The organism is Shewanella sp. POL2, from assembly GCF_000282755.1.
GTDB lineage: Bacteria > Pseudomonadota > Gammaproteobacteria > Enterobacterales > Shewanellaceae > Shewanella > Shewanella xiamenensis.
On record NZ_AKZL01000029.1, the window covers coordinates 26,010 to 42,787 of the forward strand.

Annotated in this window: 14 protein-coding genes; 4 read left to right on the forward strand and 10 right to left on the reverse strand. The window is 49.1% G+C overall.

What is annotated here, in order from left to right:
- Window positions 1-15 precede the first annotated feature (15 nt).
- The 7 genes from SHEWPOL2_RS09780 to SHEWPOL2_RS09810 all read right to left on the reverse strand — a co-directional run bounded on the left by SHEWPOL2_RS09780 (window position 16) and on the right by SHEWPOL2_RS09810 (window position 8,334).
- On the reverse strand, window positions 16-564 hold the full coding sequence (locus SHEWPOL2_RS09780; protein ID WP_037427960.1) for an HPP family protein: 549 nt from the start codon (window positions 562-564) through the stop codon (window positions 16-18).
- A 117-nt stretch (window positions 565-681) separates the two neighbouring features.
- On the reverse strand, window positions 682-1,092 hold the full coding sequence (locus SHEWPOL2_RS09785; protein ID WP_037427961.1) for a thioesterase family protein: 411 nt from the start codon (window positions 1,090-1,092) through the stop codon (window positions 682-684).
- Window positions 1,093-1,199: 107 nt separating this feature from the next.
- Window positions 1,200-3,689 carry a hypothetical protein gene (locus tag SHEWPOL2_RS09790; RefSeq protein ID WP_037427962.1) on the reverse strand — a complete coding sequence of 830 codons (2,490 nt, stop codon included), beginning with the start codon at window positions 3,687-3,689 and terminating at the stop codon, window positions 1,200-1,202.
- Window positions 3,690-3,829: 140 nt separating this feature from the next.
- Complete coding sequence (locus tag SHEWPOL2_RS09795; protein WP_037427964.1) at window positions 3,830-5,623, reverse strand: long-chain fatty acid--CoA ligase; 1,794 nt, start codon at window positions 5,621-5,623, stop codon at window positions 3,830-3,832.
- Window positions 5,624-5,751: 128 nt separating this feature from the next.
- Window positions 5,752-7,062 (reverse strand): hypothetical protein, encoded by a 1,311-nt coding sequence (locus tag SHEWPOL2_RS09800; protein WP_037416208.1) that lies wholly within the window; start codon window positions 7,060-7,062, stop codon window positions 5,752-5,754.
- Complete coding sequence (locus tag SHEWPOL2_RS09805; protein ID WP_037427966.1) at window positions 7,059-7,922, reverse strand: ABC transporter ATP-binding protein; 864 nt, start codon at window positions 7,920-7,922, stop codon at window positions 7,059-7,061. The genes SHEWPOL2_RS09800 and SHEWPOL2_RS09805 overlap by 4 nt, the downstream gene beginning before the upstream one ends.
- A 40-nt stretch (window positions 7,923-7,962) precedes the next feature.
- A complete protein-coding gene (locus SHEWPOL2_RS09810; protein ID WP_037427968.1) occupies window positions 7,963-8,334 on the reverse strand; it encodes a GntR family transcriptional regulator in 372 nt (123 codons plus the stop codon).
- A 92-nt stretch (window positions 8,335-8,426) separates the two neighbouring features.
- Between SHEWPOL2_RS09810 and SHEWPOL2_RS09815 the strand changes: the two genes are divergently transcribed.
- The 4 genes from SHEWPOL2_RS09815 to SHEWPOL2_RS09830 all read left to right on the forward strand — a co-directional run bounded on the left by SHEWPOL2_RS09815 (window position 8,427) and on the right by SHEWPOL2_RS09830 (window position 12,317).
- On the forward strand, window positions 8,427-10,034 hold the full coding sequence (locus SHEWPOL2_RS09815; RefSeq protein WP_037427969.1) for an alpha/beta hydrolase: 1,608 nt from the start codon (window positions 8,427-8,429) through the stop codon (window positions 10,032-10,034).
- Window positions 10,035-10,037: 3 nt separating this feature from the next.
- On the forward strand, window positions 10,038-10,772 hold the full coding sequence (locus SHEWPOL2_RS09820) for an ATP-binding cassette domain-containing protein (RefSeq protein ID WP_023265913.1): 735 nt from the start codon (window positions 10,038-10,040) through the stop codon (window positions 10,770-10,772).
- An 88-nt stretch (window positions 10,773-10,860) separates the two neighbouring features.
- Window positions 10,861-12,000, forward strand: coding sequence for an ABC transporter permease (locus SHEWPOL2_RS09825; protein WP_037427971.1), 1,140 nt, complete (start codon window positions 10,861-10,863; stop codon window positions 11,998-12,000).
- A gap of 56 nt (window positions 12,001-12,056) precedes the next feature.
- On the forward strand, window positions 12,057-12,317 hold the full coding sequence (locus SHEWPOL2_RS09830) for a phage-shock protein (protein WP_037416192.1): 261 nt from the start codon (window positions 12,057-12,059) through the stop codon (window positions 12,315-12,317).
- A 166-nt stretch (window positions 12,318-12,483) separates the two neighbouring features.
- On the opposite strand, the gene mog is transcribed toward SHEWPOL2_RS09830, so the two are convergent.
- From mog to SHEWPOL2_RS09845, 3 genes are all read right to left on the reverse strand, one after another.
- The gene (mog, locus tag SHEWPOL2_RS09835; RefSeq protein ID WP_037416491.1) at window positions 12,484-13,017 is read right to left on the reverse strand and encodes a molybdopterin adenylyltransferase; all 534 of its coding nucleotides are present in this window, start codon (window positions 13,015-13,017) and stop codon (window positions 12,484-12,486) included.
- A 206-nt stretch (window positions 13,018-13,223) separates the two neighbouring features.
- Entirely contained in the window at window positions 13,224-14,183 is a 960-nt protein-coding gene (locus SHEWPOL2_RS09840; protein WP_037427973.1) for a carbohydrate kinase, read from the reverse strand.
- Between the two features lie 92 nt (window positions 14,184-14,275).
- A complete protein-coding gene (locus SHEWPOL2_RS09845; RefSeq protein WP_037427975.1) occupies window positions 14,276-16,672 on the reverse strand; it encodes a TonB-dependent receptor in 2,397 nt (798 codons plus the stop codon).
- Window positions 16,673-16,778 lie beyond the last annotated feature (106 nt).

Below are 16,778 nucleotides of genomic sequence, written 5' to 3' on the forward strand. Positions count from 1 at the left end.
CTGAAATACTAATAGCTAAATCCAATACACAGGGTAATGGCGCTTGGGATCGGTGGAGAGATTATTCACGACCAGCGCCACCAGCAATAGCAGCAGTGAGCCGAGGAATACTGGCATCAACGCATAGAGAAACCCGAGTTGATGCACGTTCTCACCGCCTATCACAGCAATTAATGCCGTTGCACCGCCCGGTGGGTGCAGTGTGCGAGTTAGGTACATCAATGCGATGGCGAGTGATACCGCTAACGCGCTCGCAAGCACCATATAATCGGCAAACACTTGGTACACAGCCACACCAATCAGTGCCGATAATACACTGCCGCCAATCAAGTTACGTGGCTGAGAAAACTCAGCCAGTGGCGCGCCATACACTAATACCGCCGACGCCCCAAATGAGCCAATCACAAACATAGTGCCAAGTAGATGTTCTCCCATATAAGTGGCAAGACTGGCGACTAAGTAAATGCCACAAAAGGCCCCGACCCATGACCAAACGATCTTTTTCAGGGGTTGTCGTGGCGGACAGATGTCCTTAGAACGCATTCGGGTGAAGTAAAATCTCATGCTAAATCCGGCCAAGAGGAATAAAGGTGCAGATAAGTGATCCGCATCACGTTTGCGGCCGACAAGGTAGCGTTTTCACCACGTAATTGCAATTACGTGGTGAAAGTGAACGCGAATTTAAGCCGCTTCACCATTGAGGCTGGCTAGCATTTCACGAATATCTTCGGGGATAGGGCGACTCTTTTCGCAGCTGTAGTCGTAATGGACTAAGGTGGTTTTCACTTCCGCAGTTTTACTGCCAGCTTGCCAACAGCTTTGGGTCAGCTCGAAACTGCTATTACCGATACGGCTGACATAGGTTTTCACCGTCACGCTCTTGCCATAATAAGTCGGCGCGATAAAGGCCACGGAAAAGCCTGCCACAATCAGATTCCATTGATGTAAATCCAACTCGGGATTAAAAATCTCGAAGATTGGCGTGCGCGCCGCCTCGCACCACACGGGGATCACTGTGTTATTGATATGGCCTAGGCCATCGGTTTCGGTAAATCTTGGCTGGATGTCTAGGCTGTATTCGGTGACTGACATGCAAACTTCCCTTTTGTTGTTCTTATACTTTTATGCTGTAAATGGGATAAACGAGGCGCTTACCCCGTTTATCCCTACCAAGCCTAACAGAAATAAGAAGCGCGATGCTAGAACTGGCAGCTCGCGGTATCTGGGGTTTGCTTGCCGTTAGCATCGTACTTTTTCATACAGCCAGCCTTACCCATATCATAAATTTTTTCGTATTTGAGCTTGCCACTGCTGTCGTAGGACTTAAACACACCATGGCTTTTTGGGTTTTCTAGGTGATAGATTTTGCGTCCCTTGGTCACATGGGAAAAATCCGAGAACCCGGGTTCCTCCTGATAGATCACTCCGTTGATATAGCGCTTATGCACCACATGTTGCTCATCAATCCGCAGCATTTCGCTGGCTAACTTACCATTCTGGTCATAACAGACTTTATCCACGGCATAATTGCTGTCGAGATCCTCGATACAACTCACGGCACCATTATCAAAATACTCCCGCTGGATACCGCAACGTGCAATGGCGTTATCCCAGAAATAAGGTTCACCGTTCCAGGTTTCGCCTTCTTGCTGGCAATAGTTCCACAAACTCTTTAACTGGCCGTTAGGATAGAAAGTGTAATGGGGGCCAGAGAGACGGTTATTGATAAGATGACCATATTGCACGAGCGAATAGCCGCCGTCGGTGGAATAGCGAATGCTTGGGCCATATTCCTTACCCGCTTTATAAGTCTGCAAAGACATTAAGCGGCCGTTAGAATCGAATCGATATTCTTTATCGACTGACCCATTAGTGTAATAGCTTAATTCGGATAGTCGGCCGCCGCGATACACTCGCTGATCACCATCTTTAATCGAGCTAGTCTCGGCATTGTTTGTGTTTATTACACCCTCACAATCGCCTGCATAAGGCTCTTTTCGCATCATGCATTCATCCTGCGAGGGTTTAAGTTTTACGGCGTCATTGAACTTATACTGACTCAACTCATTCAGATCGCCGTTAGGTTCGAGCCACATTTGTGGGCCATCTAACTCGCCTTGACGATAGTTAGCTACATTGCTGACAGTATTCGGGGCTGAATACCATAGACTCTCACCGTGGAGTCTGCCCTTATCATAATGTTTAAGGGCAAACATAAAATTATCTTTATTGAATAACTTAGCCTCACCTTGGCGTAGGCCGTTCTCATAGTTGACTTCGGTCTTGTAGAGGTAAGTCACCGATTGCCTAGTGGTAAATGCATCGTTAGCATCTGGGATTCGAATATATACCCAGAGGCCTGAACGTTTACCATCGAGGTAGCTGCCTTCACCGCTTTGAAAGCGATAATCCCCTTGGGTGACCTTTTCTACCCAAGCGCCTTGCTTCACACCCTTTTGGTATTGGCCTTTGCTACCATCGGACTCAAGCCACTCACCGTCTTTTACGCCATTGAGATAAATGCCCTTTTCGGATAATTTCTTCGCGCCTTCGGTGCCGGAATCGTAATCTGGGGTATAGATTTCACTCGGGCCATCGGGCACGCCCTTGTTGTAGTGAATAAAGCCGTAGTTATCGGCGTCATCCATCATGGACTGCAATACCCATTTACCCTGCTTTTGGCCGTCGAGGTACTCGCCCTCCCAATAGGTTTCACGGCTGTCGGCTTCTATCCATTTACCCACTTGCTTACCCAGCTTATAGTCACCGGCATACATCACACTGCCATTGCGGGCATCGTAGGCGGCAAAGTGACCATCAAGTTCGCCTTGAACATAATTGGCTTCACTGGCAACACCAGCCCAAGTACTGCCCATGCTCATGAATTCGTAAAAAGGCCCTGTTCGCGGGATTTTTTCGCTGCCATTTTTAAGCCAATCGACATCGTCGGCCTCATAACCAATGGCGACTAACATAAAACTGCCATCTTCTTCGACGTAGGCACTGCGATCAAACGTGGCGACTAGACTGTATTTTCGTTCACGCCCCTCGGCATCCTTATCGGTGCGAGTCACGGGATAGCGCAGCTTGTATTCCACTGCGGTTTTTACATCCGCCGCTGTGCCTTCAGAATTGCGATAACCAATTAATGTTGGTTTGAGCTTAGAGGTCCCATCCAAAATCGCTTTAATATCAGGATCTTTTACCCCTTCCGCCTCATAGGTCATACGATACTGCTGCGGCGGCAGCTGGCTTAACACCTTGCGAACCCCACCCACGGTAAAGGTGCTAATGGTTGGTACAACTTCATCGAGCACGGCTTGCAAGCGTGGCAATTTAGTTAGCTCTTCACCCTCAAAGCCATAACCCCGTAGATGCTGACCATCGGCATCCTTGAGCATGACGATAACTTCTTTAGTACCGCCCTTGTCAAAGTCATGGTAAAACACCGCCACGATTTCAGCGCGGCCGTAATCGTCAATACGCACACCGGGCGCATCGCCATAGAGCATTTCGCCCCATACCTGTTGATCTTTTTGATAAAAATTAAGCCATTGGCCATTGGGAAGATCCACGGGACCGTGAACCATTTTGTCATATTCCGCCGCAACCGCAGCAGGAATGACCACAAAAGAAGATAACCACACCGCACCGACAGCGGCGCATAAACGACGAATCGAAAGTTCCATTTAACTATCCTTTACACCGACACCTTGCGCCTCGTGCGCACCAGTAAACGGGGCGAATTTTAAGCTAAGAACTATGCGTCAGGAAGTAGTTGAGACAAAAAAGGCCGCTAAGCGGCCTTTTAAGATCAAATATTTAACAATCAATTATTATACATAGCATTAATTTCATGGGCGTACTTGTGATAAATCATTTTGCGACGCAACTTAAGCGTCGGCGTGATTAATCCTGCCTCCATCGAAAAAGCTTCCGGCAGCAGGGTAAACTTTTTGATTTGCTCAAAACTAGCCAACTCCTGCTGGAGCTGTTTGAGACGCTGCTCGAAATGCTCAACCACATGGCTATGGCGCAGCAGCTCAATAGGCGACTCATACTTTAAGCCTTTTTCCTTTGCCCATGCTTCGAGGGATTCAAAGGCTGGCACAATTAGCGCCGTCACATAGTTACGCGCATCGGCAATCACCGCCACTTGTTCGATAAAAGGACAACACCCAACAGCACCCTCAACCCTTTGCGGTGCAATATATTTACCGTTAGAGGTCTTCATCAATTCTTTAATACGATCGGTAATAAACAAATTGCCGTGGGCATCGAGTCGTCCCGCATCACCGGTTTTTAACCAGCCGTCTTCAAAGGCGGCGGCAGTATCTTCAGGGCGATTGTAATAACCGCGCATTACGGTATCGCCACGGACTAAGATTTCATCGTCTTTACCCAGTTTAATTTCGATTTCGGGCAAGACTTTACCGTTTGACCCCGCGACACGGTTATCCAAAGTGTTACAGGTCACAGTAGCGTTTGTTTCGGTCATGCCATAGCCACAAAGCACAGGAATACCAATAGCATGGAAAAAAGACGCCACATTTAAATCAAGTGCAGCACCGCCACAGGGCATAAACTTTAACCGTCCACCGAGCACTGCCTGCAACTTGCTGTAAACCAATTTATTCGCCAAACGCCATTGCAAGGATAACCACAAACCGCCCTTAGCGCGGCCTTGGCTCACTTCAAACTGACGCTCGCCAACCCCCATCGCCCAAGCAAATAATTTTTTACGACCCTCTGCGGATTTCGCTACCTTATCCTGTACTGCGCTGTAAACCTTCTCGAGGAAACGCGGCACCACACACAAGGTATGCGGACGCACAGCACTTATCGCTTCTTTTACTCTTTGGGTATTTTGCAGATACACATTATGGCCACCACGGCATAAAACGTAGAAACTCCAGCTACGCTCAAACACATGGCTGAGCGGTAGGAAAGCTAAAGACACATCGCCAGCATTAAAAGGCAAAATCTGATCGTGCTGACGCACAGTCGAAGCCATATTGCGGTAATCCAGCATGACGCCTTTAGGATCACCCGTCGTGCCGGAGGTATAAATCAGGGTTAACAGATCATCAAGATTCGCGTCTTTTAAGCGTTGCTCCAGCTCGGCACTTTGGTCGTATGCCTGCGCTAGCACGTTATCTAAATGTCTATGCTGAGGTTTATCCTGAGCCAACTGAACTGCGGCATCGAACACAATCACATGCTCTAGAGTCGGACACTGTTTTTGTAGCTCGCAGGCCAGCGCATATTGCTTAGCGTCGTCGACAAAAATCACCTTAGCCGCCGCATCATTAATGATAAAGCTGGCTTGCTCTAAGGTACTGGTTGGGTAAATGGGCACGACAATGGCACGGCTTTTCAGAATGCCGATATCGGCACAGGTCCATTGTGGGCAGTTTTGTGACAGGATCACACAGCGGTCTTGCACTTGTACGCCGAGTTGAATCAACACTTGTGCAATTTTATGGCTGATCTCATCAAATGCCTGCCAACTGACTTGATGCCAAGGGGCTGCCATTTCAAAACCTTCCAGCGCAATAGCCTCCTTTAACGACTGGCTTTGCTGCTGTAATAGTCGAATTACGTGATATTGTTCGAGCGACATGAGTGACTCACCTTTTAGCTTACAAGTGTTCCGCTTTTGCAGCATTCTACCTGAAGGCAAGCTAAAAACTAAGAGTTTTTGCTCTAATCTTGTGCAAATGTCGCCCAAATCACGTCATTTAAGGCCGATTACAGCCCAACGATATCGCCCCGCCATAACTTTTTACGGCCGCCAAACAGGGCAATTTGCCCCAACACAACCAGTAAAAGATCGCCTATTAACCAATAATATAGATGACCATCATGCTGCAATGCCGCTAAACTGATAGACACCCATAGTGAATGCCCCAGCACCACCAGCATAGTCAAGCTAACCTGTAACACTCGGCGGCACAGGCAACCTAGCCCTAACACCAAGGCACAAGCCCAATAGGTGCTCATCACTAAATGCGCCAGCAATGGCGCACTTATCCCGCCATTGAGCCAAGTAATAAACACACTACAGAGCAACATGCCGACACTGATGAGATACAGCAATCGTTGCTGCCCTCGGGCAAAAGCATTAACCAAACCGGTTCTGCCATCAAAACCCGGCATCAACAACAGTAACTCTGTTGCACGCGCTCGTTGCACCCGACTCCAATGCACCAGCGAACAGCTGATCACACAAAACTGCGCCAGTAGCAGTAACACCGGAAAATCCCAATTAAACTGATGGGATAATACCCCCAGCACCAATGTCAGCACGGGCAGCAACAACAGCAATACGGTTAACATCGGCCCGATAAAAAAGTTAACCGGATGCAAATAACGCTCGAAACGGCTCAAAAACCGCATGGATTGCAGATTAGGCAACCAAAACCAGCCCATTTCTAACCCGTTGAGGTACACACTGCGTGCTTCCACCCGCCAAGGTAACACTAGGCAGAGGCGCCAAATCAGAACGACAAACACAAACAACACTATGATGCTCAGCCACAATGGTACTTGCTCAGCCAAAGCGCTAGAAAACGGCACTAAGATAAACAGTAAAAATGAGGAGTAAAACCATTGGGTGTGCCGCAGACACAGCAAAATAAAACCTAAGCTTATCCCTTGGGCAAACACCAGTAGCGACAGGCTAGAGGTAAAATCAAACAATACGCATAAGAGCACCGCAAGGCTAAACACGCCAATGAGCATCACCTCGCACTGGATAAAAATATTCTGCCGATAACGGGGGATTAAGATTGAGCATTCACTCGCCATCAAGCGAATCAACTGCCATGCGACCGCAGCTGAGGTAGAGACAATCCCCATGCCGACAAAAATATCAAAACTCTCCTTCTGCCCAGCCCATCCCGCCAAAACGCTCAGGGCTAAGCCAAATAATCCGGTACCCAAAAAACTCACACTGCCCACGTCAAATAACCACAGGCGCAGCATGCCGTTAAAGGGATTGATTGAATGCTGTGTTGCAGGCTTATCAGTAGGTTGCACAAGCGGTTTAGCTGAACTCATTTGTGTAACTCCACAAAGAGTTGCTCCAAATTAAGCGCTTCACTTCGCTGCACGCCGGGAAGATTGAGATCGATTGCGCCACTATCCACCAGCACAGAATTACCATCACGGCTCAAAATACGCACCTGCTCAGGCAACTCCGTACCCACAGCCAGTTTGAGTAGACGCACCTCTTCCCGTAGAGCATCGATTTCCTTAAACAGCACTAATTCGCCCTGTTTAATCAGTGCCACATGACTCGCGACCCGCTCTAAATCTGAGGTGATATGGGATGAAAACAGCACCGCCGAGCCGGATTCGAGGGCCAAGTCGAACAAATCGACCATAAACTTGCGTCTGACTATCGGGTCGAGACTGGCCACGGGTTCGTCGAGGATCAGCAACTCGGGACGATAGGCCATCGCCATGATCAAGGCCAAGGATTGACGCTGCCCAACGGACAAGCGTTGTACCTGTTGAGTCACATCTAATTCGAAGCGGGCAAGCCAATCTTGCTCTAATTGCATGTCCCAATGGGGATAAAAGCTGCGGTGTAAATCAAGAGCGCGCTCAACGGTAAAACCTTCATAACCAAAGGGCTGTTGTGGCACATAGCCAAGGCGCTCCTTTGCGGCAGACGAGAGTTGTTCCGGCGTCTCACCTAAGGTGCGGATGTCACCCGAATCGGGCGAAAGAATCCCCAAAGCGCAGCGCATTAAAGTCGATTTACCCGCACCATTTTGTCCCAATAAGCCAACCACCATCCCGGCAGACAAGCACAAGGACAGATCCTTTAACGCCTGTTTTTCAACGCCATTTTTTCCACGAAAAACTTTGTTTACCTTAGAAAACTCAAGTATTGGGGGAAACTCTTGATCCATCGAATTGCGTCCTTTTTATTCTCGTTTTCGCTTGGGCCGACTAGGCTTGCCAGCGCTCGTTAATCAATTGCAGCAACTCGGGCAGGCTCACGCCCAGCTGCTTGGCTTGTGCCAATAAGCCATCTAATTGCGGCTCAAGCAGACTCACGCCCGACTCCATCGCCTCGGTACGGGCAGCAACTCGAGTCGCCTGCCCACGGCGGCGTTCTAACCAGCCCTGATCCACCAATTGCTGAATCGCGCGAGATACTGTCATCGGGTTCACCGCAAGGTATTCCGCAATCTGGCGCACTGAGGGTAATACGTCTTCCTCTTGCAGTTGGCCGCCCACAATCAAGCGCACGATTTGCTCGTGTAATTGCTTGTAAATTGGCTCACCACTGCTGGGGTTGACATTTAAAAGTTCTAACATTAGGCTTTACACACTGTATTAATACATTGATACACCGATACACTGTATTTAAAGTATCACACTCATCCTGAAATGCAAAAAGGAAAGCGCTCATGATAGATAGCATGATCCACAGGAAGTCCCATAATGCCGGCGCTTGCGTTGCGATTAAGCGTTCAAACACAGGCTGGCATAAACATATTTCAACTCGCAAAATCATAGGGTTTAGTACGCTTATGCTCGCTATGGCTAGCGCAACGGTTTGGGCAAGTGAAAAATCAGCTCCTTCAACAACCCCCACAAATACCTGTTATGTGGACGGTGTTTCGGACCGTTTAAACTGCGGCTTTGTGACTGTGCCTGAGAATCCCAACAAGCCCGATGGCAAACAGATCCAAGTGCATTATGTGGTCTTGCCTGCGGTGAAAAACGTCAATCATGAAGAAGCACTGCTGGCGATAGCAGGCGGCCCAGGTCAATCGGCCATAGATAATGCGGCAAGCTTTGATAGCATGCTGAATAAAGTGCGACAGCAGCGGGATATTTTGCTGATTGATCAACGCGGTACAGGTCGCTCAAATCTATTGAATTGCGATGCAGGTGAACAATCCTTACTCGCCCTCAACGATGACAATATTGATAGCTTAGCCGAGGCGCAAAAATGCCGAGATCAATTAACGGGTAGCGATGTAACCCAATACGGCAGTCTCAATGCAGTGGCAGACTTCGAAGCCGTGCGCGCCCATTTAGGCTACAAAAAGCTGCACTTATACGGCATTTCTTACGGCACACGCATGGCGCAGCTCTATATGCGTTTGTATCCCGAGCATCTAGCCACAGTCACCTTAGACGGCGTAGTGCCGATGCAGCAAAGCGTATTAGAAATCGGCTCGGCAATTGAGCGCGGCTTTGACTTGCTGTTTAAAGATTGCCAAGAAACCGCGGCCTGCCATGCCGAGTTTCCTGGGCTCAGGGCCGAGTTTGACCAAGTGGTTGCAAGACTGACCGAAGGGCCAATCACAGAGCAAGTGCACGACCCAGTCACGGGTGAAAAGTCCTTACTCACGCTCACTCGCGCGAAGTTTTACGGCGCGATCAGAATGGCGTTATATCAAACCAATGTGCGCGCCTTAGTGCCCCATGCGATTCATCAGGCCGCCAAAGAAAACTATCAACCGTTACTCGGATTGTATGCCTTAACTACCGATGGTGCAGGCATGGCGATGGGCATGCACGCCTCAGTCGTCTGCGGTGAAGACATACATCGCATCACCCCAGCGATGCGCGAACAGGCCAAAACCTCCTATGTAGGCAAAACCATGCTCGAAAGCCTCGAAGCATCGTGTTCTGTGTGGAAGGTGCCGCCCGTCGATGCCAGCTTTAGCGAGCCTATTAAGAGTGCAATCCCCACGCTGTTGCTATCGGGCGAAATTGACCCTGCAACCCCACCGAGCTGGGGAGAACTGGCGATGGAAAAACTCACCAACGCCAAACACTTTGTCGCACCTTATGCTACCCATGGTGTGGCCTATCAGTCCTGCGCCAATAACCTAGTCGCCGAGTTAGTGCGTACTGGTTCGGTCAAAGATCTCGATGGTGAATGTTTGAAGAAGGATGTGCGCCGTAGCTTCTATTTAAATGCCAGCTCGGTTGAGCCACTCGCGACCGAAGATGCAACCCACTCTTCCAAAGATAAGCCCAGCACTGGAGCCAAGGAGTAAGTCATGATCAAAGTATCCCATCTTTCTAAGCGCATCGGCGAAGTGCAGGCCCTAAACGATTTGAGTTTTGTTGCCGAAAATGGCCAGATCACCGGCCTGCTCGGCCCTAATGGCGCGGGTAAAACCACCTGTTTACGCACGATTTTCGGTCTGTTAAAACCCGATACTGGCACGGCTGAAATTGAAGGTATCGACGTTGCCATCGACCCGATTGGTGCTAAGCAGCAGTTAGGCTTATTCCCCGACCCGTTCGGTCTGTATGAGCGCTTAACGCCGCGGGAATATATCCGTTACTTTGCCGAACTCAGCGGTTTATCCGCAAGCGATGCCAAGGCGGCCACCGACAATGTCATCGCTAAACTGCGCCTCGAAGATATCAGCGATCGCCGCTGTAAAGGCTTCTCCCAAGGGCAACGAATGAAAACCGCCCTCGCCCAAGCCATAGTCCACAGCCCGAGCAATATTATCCTCGACGAGCCGACCCGTGGGCTGGATGTAATGAGCACTCGCTTGCTGCGGGATATTCTTATCGACCTTAAGAATCAAGGGCATTGCGTGCTGTTTTCCAGCCATGTGATGCAAGAAGTCGCGGCCTTGTGCGACCAAGTGATCGTGATGGCGCAGGGTCGAGTGGTCGCCATCGGCAGCCCAGAGCAACTCTGCGCGCAAACGGGTAAGGCCTCACTCGAAGATGCCTTTATCCAGCTGATCGGTACCGATGAGGGCATTGCCGCATGATGACTCACAGCATTAACGCTCACACAAATTGCGATAACACCTGCTTCGACTTAATAGCGAACAGATAAACTTGGGATAAGGAATAATCATGAACAAAATCATCGCAATGGTTCGCAAGGAACTGATAGACGCCGCCCGCGATAAACGCTCTGTGATGGCGGGACTCTACTACGCCATCGGTACGCCGCTGATCATGTGCGGCCTGTTTATGGTGCTTATCGGCCAGCTGACCAGCCCGGACGATCTTAAAATCAGCATCACTAATCCCGACAAAGCGCCGGATTTAGTGCGATTTTTGTCTAACAAGGGCATTACCCAAGGCGAAGCTGGCGCGAAGGATTTGAAAGCCATCGAGCTGATTATCAGCCCCGACTATGCCAAGCAGATGAACCAAGGCAAAGGCGCAGAAATCACTATCGTTGCCGATAACTCAGAGGAAAAACTGCAAAACTCGATTCGCCGCTTAGAGAAACAGTTGCAGGCCTACAGCGCCGAAATGGGCAGCCTGCGCTTAATCGCCCGCGGTATCGACCCTCGCGTGGTGCAGCCCCTGAAAGTGAATGTGCACGACCAAGCCACCACCGACTCTAAGGGCGGGATGATCTTAGGCATCGCCATTTTCACTATGATTTACTCAGTGTTTATCTCGGGGATGAACTTGGCCATCGACACCAGCGCCGGTGAGCGTGAGCGTAACTCCTTGGCATTGTTACTCAGCCATCCGCTGACCACGCGCCAATTAGTGCTCTCTAAAATCATTGCTGTCGGTCTGTTTGCCCTGCTCGGCTTAGTGTTGATTTTGTTAGTATCTAAGGTCGCCTATACCTTCGTGCCTTGGCAGGAGCTCGGCTTTAGCGTCAGCATTACCAGCGAATTTATGGCGTTGATGCTGCTGGTCGGTATCCCAGTTGCCCTGATGGCTGCCTGTTTGCAATTGTTTGTGTCCTTTATGGCCAAAACCTTTAAAGAAGCCCAGTCCTATCTAACCATGGTGCTGTTTGTGCCCTTGGCACTGTCGATGGCCGCCAGCTACAACATCGCGCCCGACGTCCTGCAATGGTTGCCCGTTTCGGGTCAGCAACAGGCACTGATGGACTTTATTAAAGGTAAAGATATGAACATGCTGCAATTGCTGGTATCGACCTTGGGCACACTCGCCATTGCGGTAATACTGGCATTCGGCATGGAAAAATCGTTAAAGAGCGAAAAAGTGATCTTCGGTTTATAACACTATCAACCCGCAGAGGGCGCGCCGCGCCCTAACATTGAGTTAAGGAGCCAATCATGGAAAAAGAATTTATTATCATGGTCATTATGGTGACCTTTATTATCGGTGTAAGCGCCACAGAGATGTTCAAGCATTACCTAAAAATGCGCCAATTGGGTGGCGGAAACGATCGGCAGCTTGAGGATAAACTCACCCAGTTGAGCTTACAGAATCAGGTGCTTATCGAGCGTGTGCAAGTGCTGGAGCGCATAGTGACAGATGCAGAGGACAACGCCGCTAAGACCACACTGGCACAGCAAATTGAGGCATTAAAATAGTCATTAATGCACCGCAGTTAAACTCGTATTACAGAGTATTAAAGCTGTGTCTATAGGCGCTAAGTCAAGCTGCGTACTTGCGACTTAGCGCGACCACAACAGTCCACAACAAATGCCAATAAAAAACCCAAGCTAGGCTTGGGTTTATGCAATCTTGCAGCGCGGATTATTTTGCCTTAGGTCTAAAAGGTTTCATCACGGCCTCGTTACACTCGAGGTACGGCCCTTCCATCAGGTCGATACAGTAAGGAATCGCTGGGAATACCGCATCTAAACATTCACGGATTGATTTAGGCTTGCCCGGCAGGTTCACAATTAATGAATCCCCCCGTAAGCCCGCAGTTTGGCGCGAGAGAATCGCCGTAGGCACAAACTTTAATGACTCAGCGCGCATCAACTCGCCAAAGCCCGGCATCATACGATCGCACACGGCCTCAGTCGCCTCGGGCGTCACATCGCGTTTTGCTGGGCCAGTACCGCCCGTGGTCACAATCAAGCAGCAATCCAGCTCATCGGCCATCTTGATCAGGGTCGCTTCAATCACATCCTGCTCATCGGGGATCACTTGATAAATCGGCTCCCACTCGCTGGTGAGGTAATCATTGAGGGTGTCGATAATCGCCTTGCCCGAGATATCCTCATAAATCCCCGCGCTGGCACGATCGCTCACCGTTACAATCCCGATTTTTGCTTTGCTCATAGGAAATCCCCAATCATGTTGAAATAAAACCATATCGACCGAAAGCAGAGGAGAAACCTATGCTCCTTCGACTATAAGCCGCAGCTAAAATAGCACAAATGCTCGACCAATGGGGCAAGTAAAACGTGATGAAGTTCGCGCAATATGCTCGAAAAAAGCTAAGACAAGCCATAGCTCACCTTAGCTTAATAGTTTGGAGTGAAGTGTTAACTCACCTGCGACAATGTGGGTAAAGCAGGGAAAGCGCCCTTCTGACAACAGGTTACGGCGCCGCAACGCACCGCAAACTCAACCGCCTTGCGCAACTGTGCCTGACATGCAAGTCGATGTTTTAAGGTTAAATGCTCGAGATCAAACTCCAACTCAGAACCCAGTGCAAACAAAAATCCCGCCATAAAGCTGTCGCCCGCCGCCGTGGTATCTACGGCTTTAATTTGGGGGACTGGCACGCTAAATCGCTCATCTACTGTGATGCACTGCACTGGATTGGCGCCGTCAGTAATCAAAATCACTTCAACACCTTGCGCCAAACAAAACTGCAAATAATCTTCGAAACTCTTATTCCGCGTTAAGGCTAAATAGTCGGCTTCTTCACGGCTCATTTTCAGCACTTGTGTGTAACGAAAACACTGCTCTACTCGCTCTGCAAGCAACGCGGTATCGGGCCAGAGTGATAAGCGCAAGTTAACATCAAAACTCACTATCTTATTGAATGAATTAGCGCAACGGGCACCATAGATGCTCGCGTTAAAAATGCTCGCTTCGGTAAAGGTGTTGGAACAGAGATGAAAAACATCCATCTGTGGCCATGGAATGGCATCGAAATGGCGCTGACTATAGCAAAGGTCGGCAGTCCCTTGGCGGTTAAACTCGAAGGTTCGTTCACCATTTTCATCCAAATTTACCACCACTGTCGCCGTTGGCGCACCTGGCACTTCGGCCAAATAATCTGTAGCAACGCCTTCGTTCTCGAGGGCTTGTTTTAACATTACGCCATAATCATCGCTGCTAATGCCGCCAGCAAAATAACTCTTACCGCCCAGTTTGGCATAACCTACAGCCACGTTTGCAGGCGCGCCGCCCGCAATGGCTTGATGGGATTTGTCGTTAGCCTCTGTGGGTAATAAATCCACTAACACCTCTCCAAAACTGAGTAATACCGTCATATGGATCCCTTTATATTTCTATTAGTTAAGCAAAAAGCCCATGCTGGATGGGCCTTTTAAATTGTCGGTTTTAAACCTCAAACCCGCCGGAGTTAAAACTCGTATTTCAAGGTTGCACTCGTGGTTCTGCCATTAATGGTGCGAGCGCGGATAATATTGTTATCAGGAATCGAACCTTCCTCAGCCTCTGTGATACCCGTGGCGTCAAACAGGTTGTTGACGTTTAAGGAGACACTTAAGGCCTGAGTTAAGTTGTAGGTTGCAAAGGCATTGACCTGATTGTAACCATCAAACTTCAGATCATTATTATCTTGTGCATAGGAGTCAGTAGTGCCAATCAGGTTGATGCCCACTGAACCTTGGTCAAAGTTATAACGTCCCATCAGCGAGTAGATAAAGTCGGCCTGTCTTCTTGGAGTATTCCCGACAACGTCTGGTGTTAGAGCGTCCTTAGCAATTTCAGCGTCGGTCCAAGTGACATTACCCCTAAAATCGAAGTCACCGATAAAATAGGCCGATTCAATTTCAATCCCTTTGGCTTTGTACTTACGGTCGAAGAAACGCTGACTCGTCGCCTCAAAGTTTTGCTCTTCGGTCTCGGAGTAGAAAGCGGTCGCGAACACCGATAAGTCATCGTAGCGGTACTTAACGCCTAACTCATATTGATCCACATTATCGACTGCATCTTCTTTTGCCACTGAACCATCGGCACGAACCTTACCAAATAACAGGCGATCCGCGTTGGCACGGCCGCCATGACTCAAGCGACCAAAAGCAGCTAAATCGCTGTCAAACTGATAGTTTGCGCCGAGTGAATAGGAAGTGTAGCTCCAGTCATAATTCACGGGTTGCGGATTAGCATTATCAATAGAAGAGACACTTTGCTCAGGAATAGAGATTACGCCATCCAAGTTCATATCGACTTGCGATTGCACATTGCCGGCGTAGTAACCACTGGCATCGCCGCTGTCGTAACGCACACTGGCATCCAGCGATAAATCCCCAAAGCTTGACGCGACCGCAAGATAAGGCGCCTTAATGTTGTATTCGGTATCGTAATTACGTTGGCAACAATTACCCCAATAAGGCACACCATAGCCGTAGAGCCCAGCATCGGAATAGGCGGTACCATCGGCGGCCACAACATCAAGCAATGCGGCGTTATCCCCTTTGACTTCCATCAAATAGGAGTTCCACATCCAGGTCATATTGATATTTTGGGTGGCATTGTAATAACCCAGAGTAACGCTGGTATCGTCAAAGGTTTTCGTTAATTTTAAGTCGTTTACGATTGAGCCAAAGTCATTCATCTTAACGTCGAAGGTATGGATCCGCATGGCGAGTCCATCCATAGGATTGCCCGCATCAGGGCCATTGGCATAAATTAACTTAGCGCCAGTGCCGGCGATACTGGCCGCAATGTCGGCGCCATTAGCCACTTCGGCTGGGAATGGCGCCATAAAATTGCCACTCACATCCGAGAAACGGAAGCGGTTTTCGACCTGCCAATCGTTGCCTAAATCAAAAGACGCCTCTAAACCCACAGAGTTAACCTCAGGGTTCATACCATCGCGCATATCACCACGACGACGCTCACCATCGGCGCCCAAACTCAGGGTCGAGAGGAAATATGCTGACTGAATGGCATCGGATTTCGCATTAAAACCTGGGACAGAGCTACCGTCCGAATACATTGGCATGGGTAAGTAGCCAATACTTTTATCATCTAAGTGTTTGAAATAAAGACGAACATAGCCACTATCGAACTCTTTGGTTATGTTAGCTTTTACCTGACCGCCCTTGTTGGCGTCATAACCTGCTTGGCGAGGGCCTTCACCAGTACGCACAAAACCACCCACATGGAAACGCAGGCTGTCATTGATGCTGGTGCCATATTCAAAGTCGGTACGGAAGGTATCGTAGTCCAAGCCAAAGGTGGTCGACACGCTGCCAGCATCTGAACTTCCGGTTTTACTGATCACGTTAATAATGCCACCGGGAGCATTACTCGCCGCAGTGGATGCCGAACCACCACGAATAGATTCAATGGTTTGTACTGTAGAGTCTAAACGTAAAAAGATATCCGCATTACCAAAGGCAATATCGCCAAACTGTAGAATTGGTAAACCATCTTCTTGAATTTGAAGAAACTTAGCACCACCCGATGCCACAGGTAAGCCACGTACAGCAATGTTAGCATTACCTTCGCCGCCCGTTGATTCCACCTTCATCCCTGGAATGATCCGAAATGCTTCGGCGGATGAACGTGGAGTACTAACCTCCAACTCGGCGAGTGATACGCTGCTGACTGACACGCTCGAGTCCATGACGCGGGTGCCACGGGCCACGCCCGTAACAGTAATGCGCTCAAGGCCTAACGCATCTTTCTTGGTTTCTTCCTGTGCAGGTGCATCGGCAGCCCAAAGCTGAGAACTCACCAAGACGGCGATTGTGCTTAACAAGAATTGTTGTGATGTGCGATTTATCATTTTTATGTCCCCACCCATATTTGAGAAGCCGCCCCTCTCCCCACGGCGACTTCTACTGAAATTGTTGTTAATCGATTAGCCTGTTATTTCACTTTACTAAAAAACA

What these genes read in the sequence shown, in the direction of transcription:
- mog (WP_037416491.1), bottom strand. Translation starts at nt 13,017, where the DNA reads ATGAGCAAAGCAAAAATCGGGATTGTAACGGTGAGCGATCGTGCCAGC.
- SHEWPOL2_RS09805 (WP_037427966.1), bottom strand. Translation starts at nt 7,922, where the DNA reads ATGGATCAAGAGTTTCCCCCAATACTTGAGTTTTCTAAGGTAAACAAA.
- SHEWPOL2_RS09830 (WP_037416192.1), top strand. Translation starts at nt 12,057, where the DNA reads ATGGAAAAAGAATTTATTATCATGGTCATTATGGTGACCTTTATTATC.
- SHEWPOL2_RS09815 (WP_037427969.1), top strand. Translation starts at nt 8,427, where the DNA reads ATGATAGATAGCATGATCCACAGGAAGTCCCATAATGCCGGCGCTTGC.
- SHEWPOL2_RS09795 (WP_037427964.1), bottom strand. Translation starts at nt 5,623, where the DNA reads ATGTCGCTCGAACAATATCACGTAATTCGACTATTACAGCAGCAAAGC.
- SHEWPOL2_RS09810 (WP_037427968.1), bottom strand. Translation starts at nt 8,334, where the DNA reads ATGTTAGAACTTTTAAATGTCAACCCCAGCAGTGGTGAGCCAATTTAC.
- SHEWPOL2_RS09840 (WP_037427973.1), bottom strand. Translation starts at nt 14,183, where the DNA reads ATGACGGTATTACTCAGTTTTGGAGAGGTGTTAGTGGATTTATTACCC.
- SHEWPOL2_RS09785 (WP_037427961.1), bottom strand. Translation starts at nt 1,092, where the DNA reads ATGTCAGTCACCGAATACAGCCTAGACATCCAGCCAAGATTTACCGAA.
- SHEWPOL2_RS09780 (WP_037427960.1), bottom strand. Translation starts at nt 564, where the DNA reads ATGAGATTTTACTTCACCCGAATGCGTTCTAAGGACATCTGTCCGCCA.
- SHEWPOL2_RS09825 (WP_037427971.1), top strand. Translation starts at nt 10,861, where the DNA reads ATGAACAAAATCATCGCAATGGTTCGCAAGGAACTGATAGACGCCGCC.
- SHEWPOL2_RS09820 (WP_023265913.1), top strand. Translation starts at nt 10,038, where the DNA reads ATGATCAAAGTATCCCATCTTTCTAAGCGCATCGGCGAAGTGCAGGCC.
- SHEWPOL2_RS09790 (WP_037427962.1), bottom strand. Translation starts at nt 3,689, where the DNA reads ATGGAACTTTCGATTCGTCGTTTATGCGCCGCTGTCGGTGCGGTGTGG.
- SHEWPOL2_RS09845 (WP_037427975.1), bottom strand. Translation starts at nt 16,672, where the DNA reads ATGATAAATCGCACATCACAACAATTCTTGTTAAGCACAATCGCCGTC.
- SHEWPOL2_RS09800 (WP_037416208.1), bottom strand. Translation starts at nt 7,062, where the DNA reads ATGAGTTCAGCTAAACCGCTTGTGCAACCTACTGATAAGCCTGCAACA.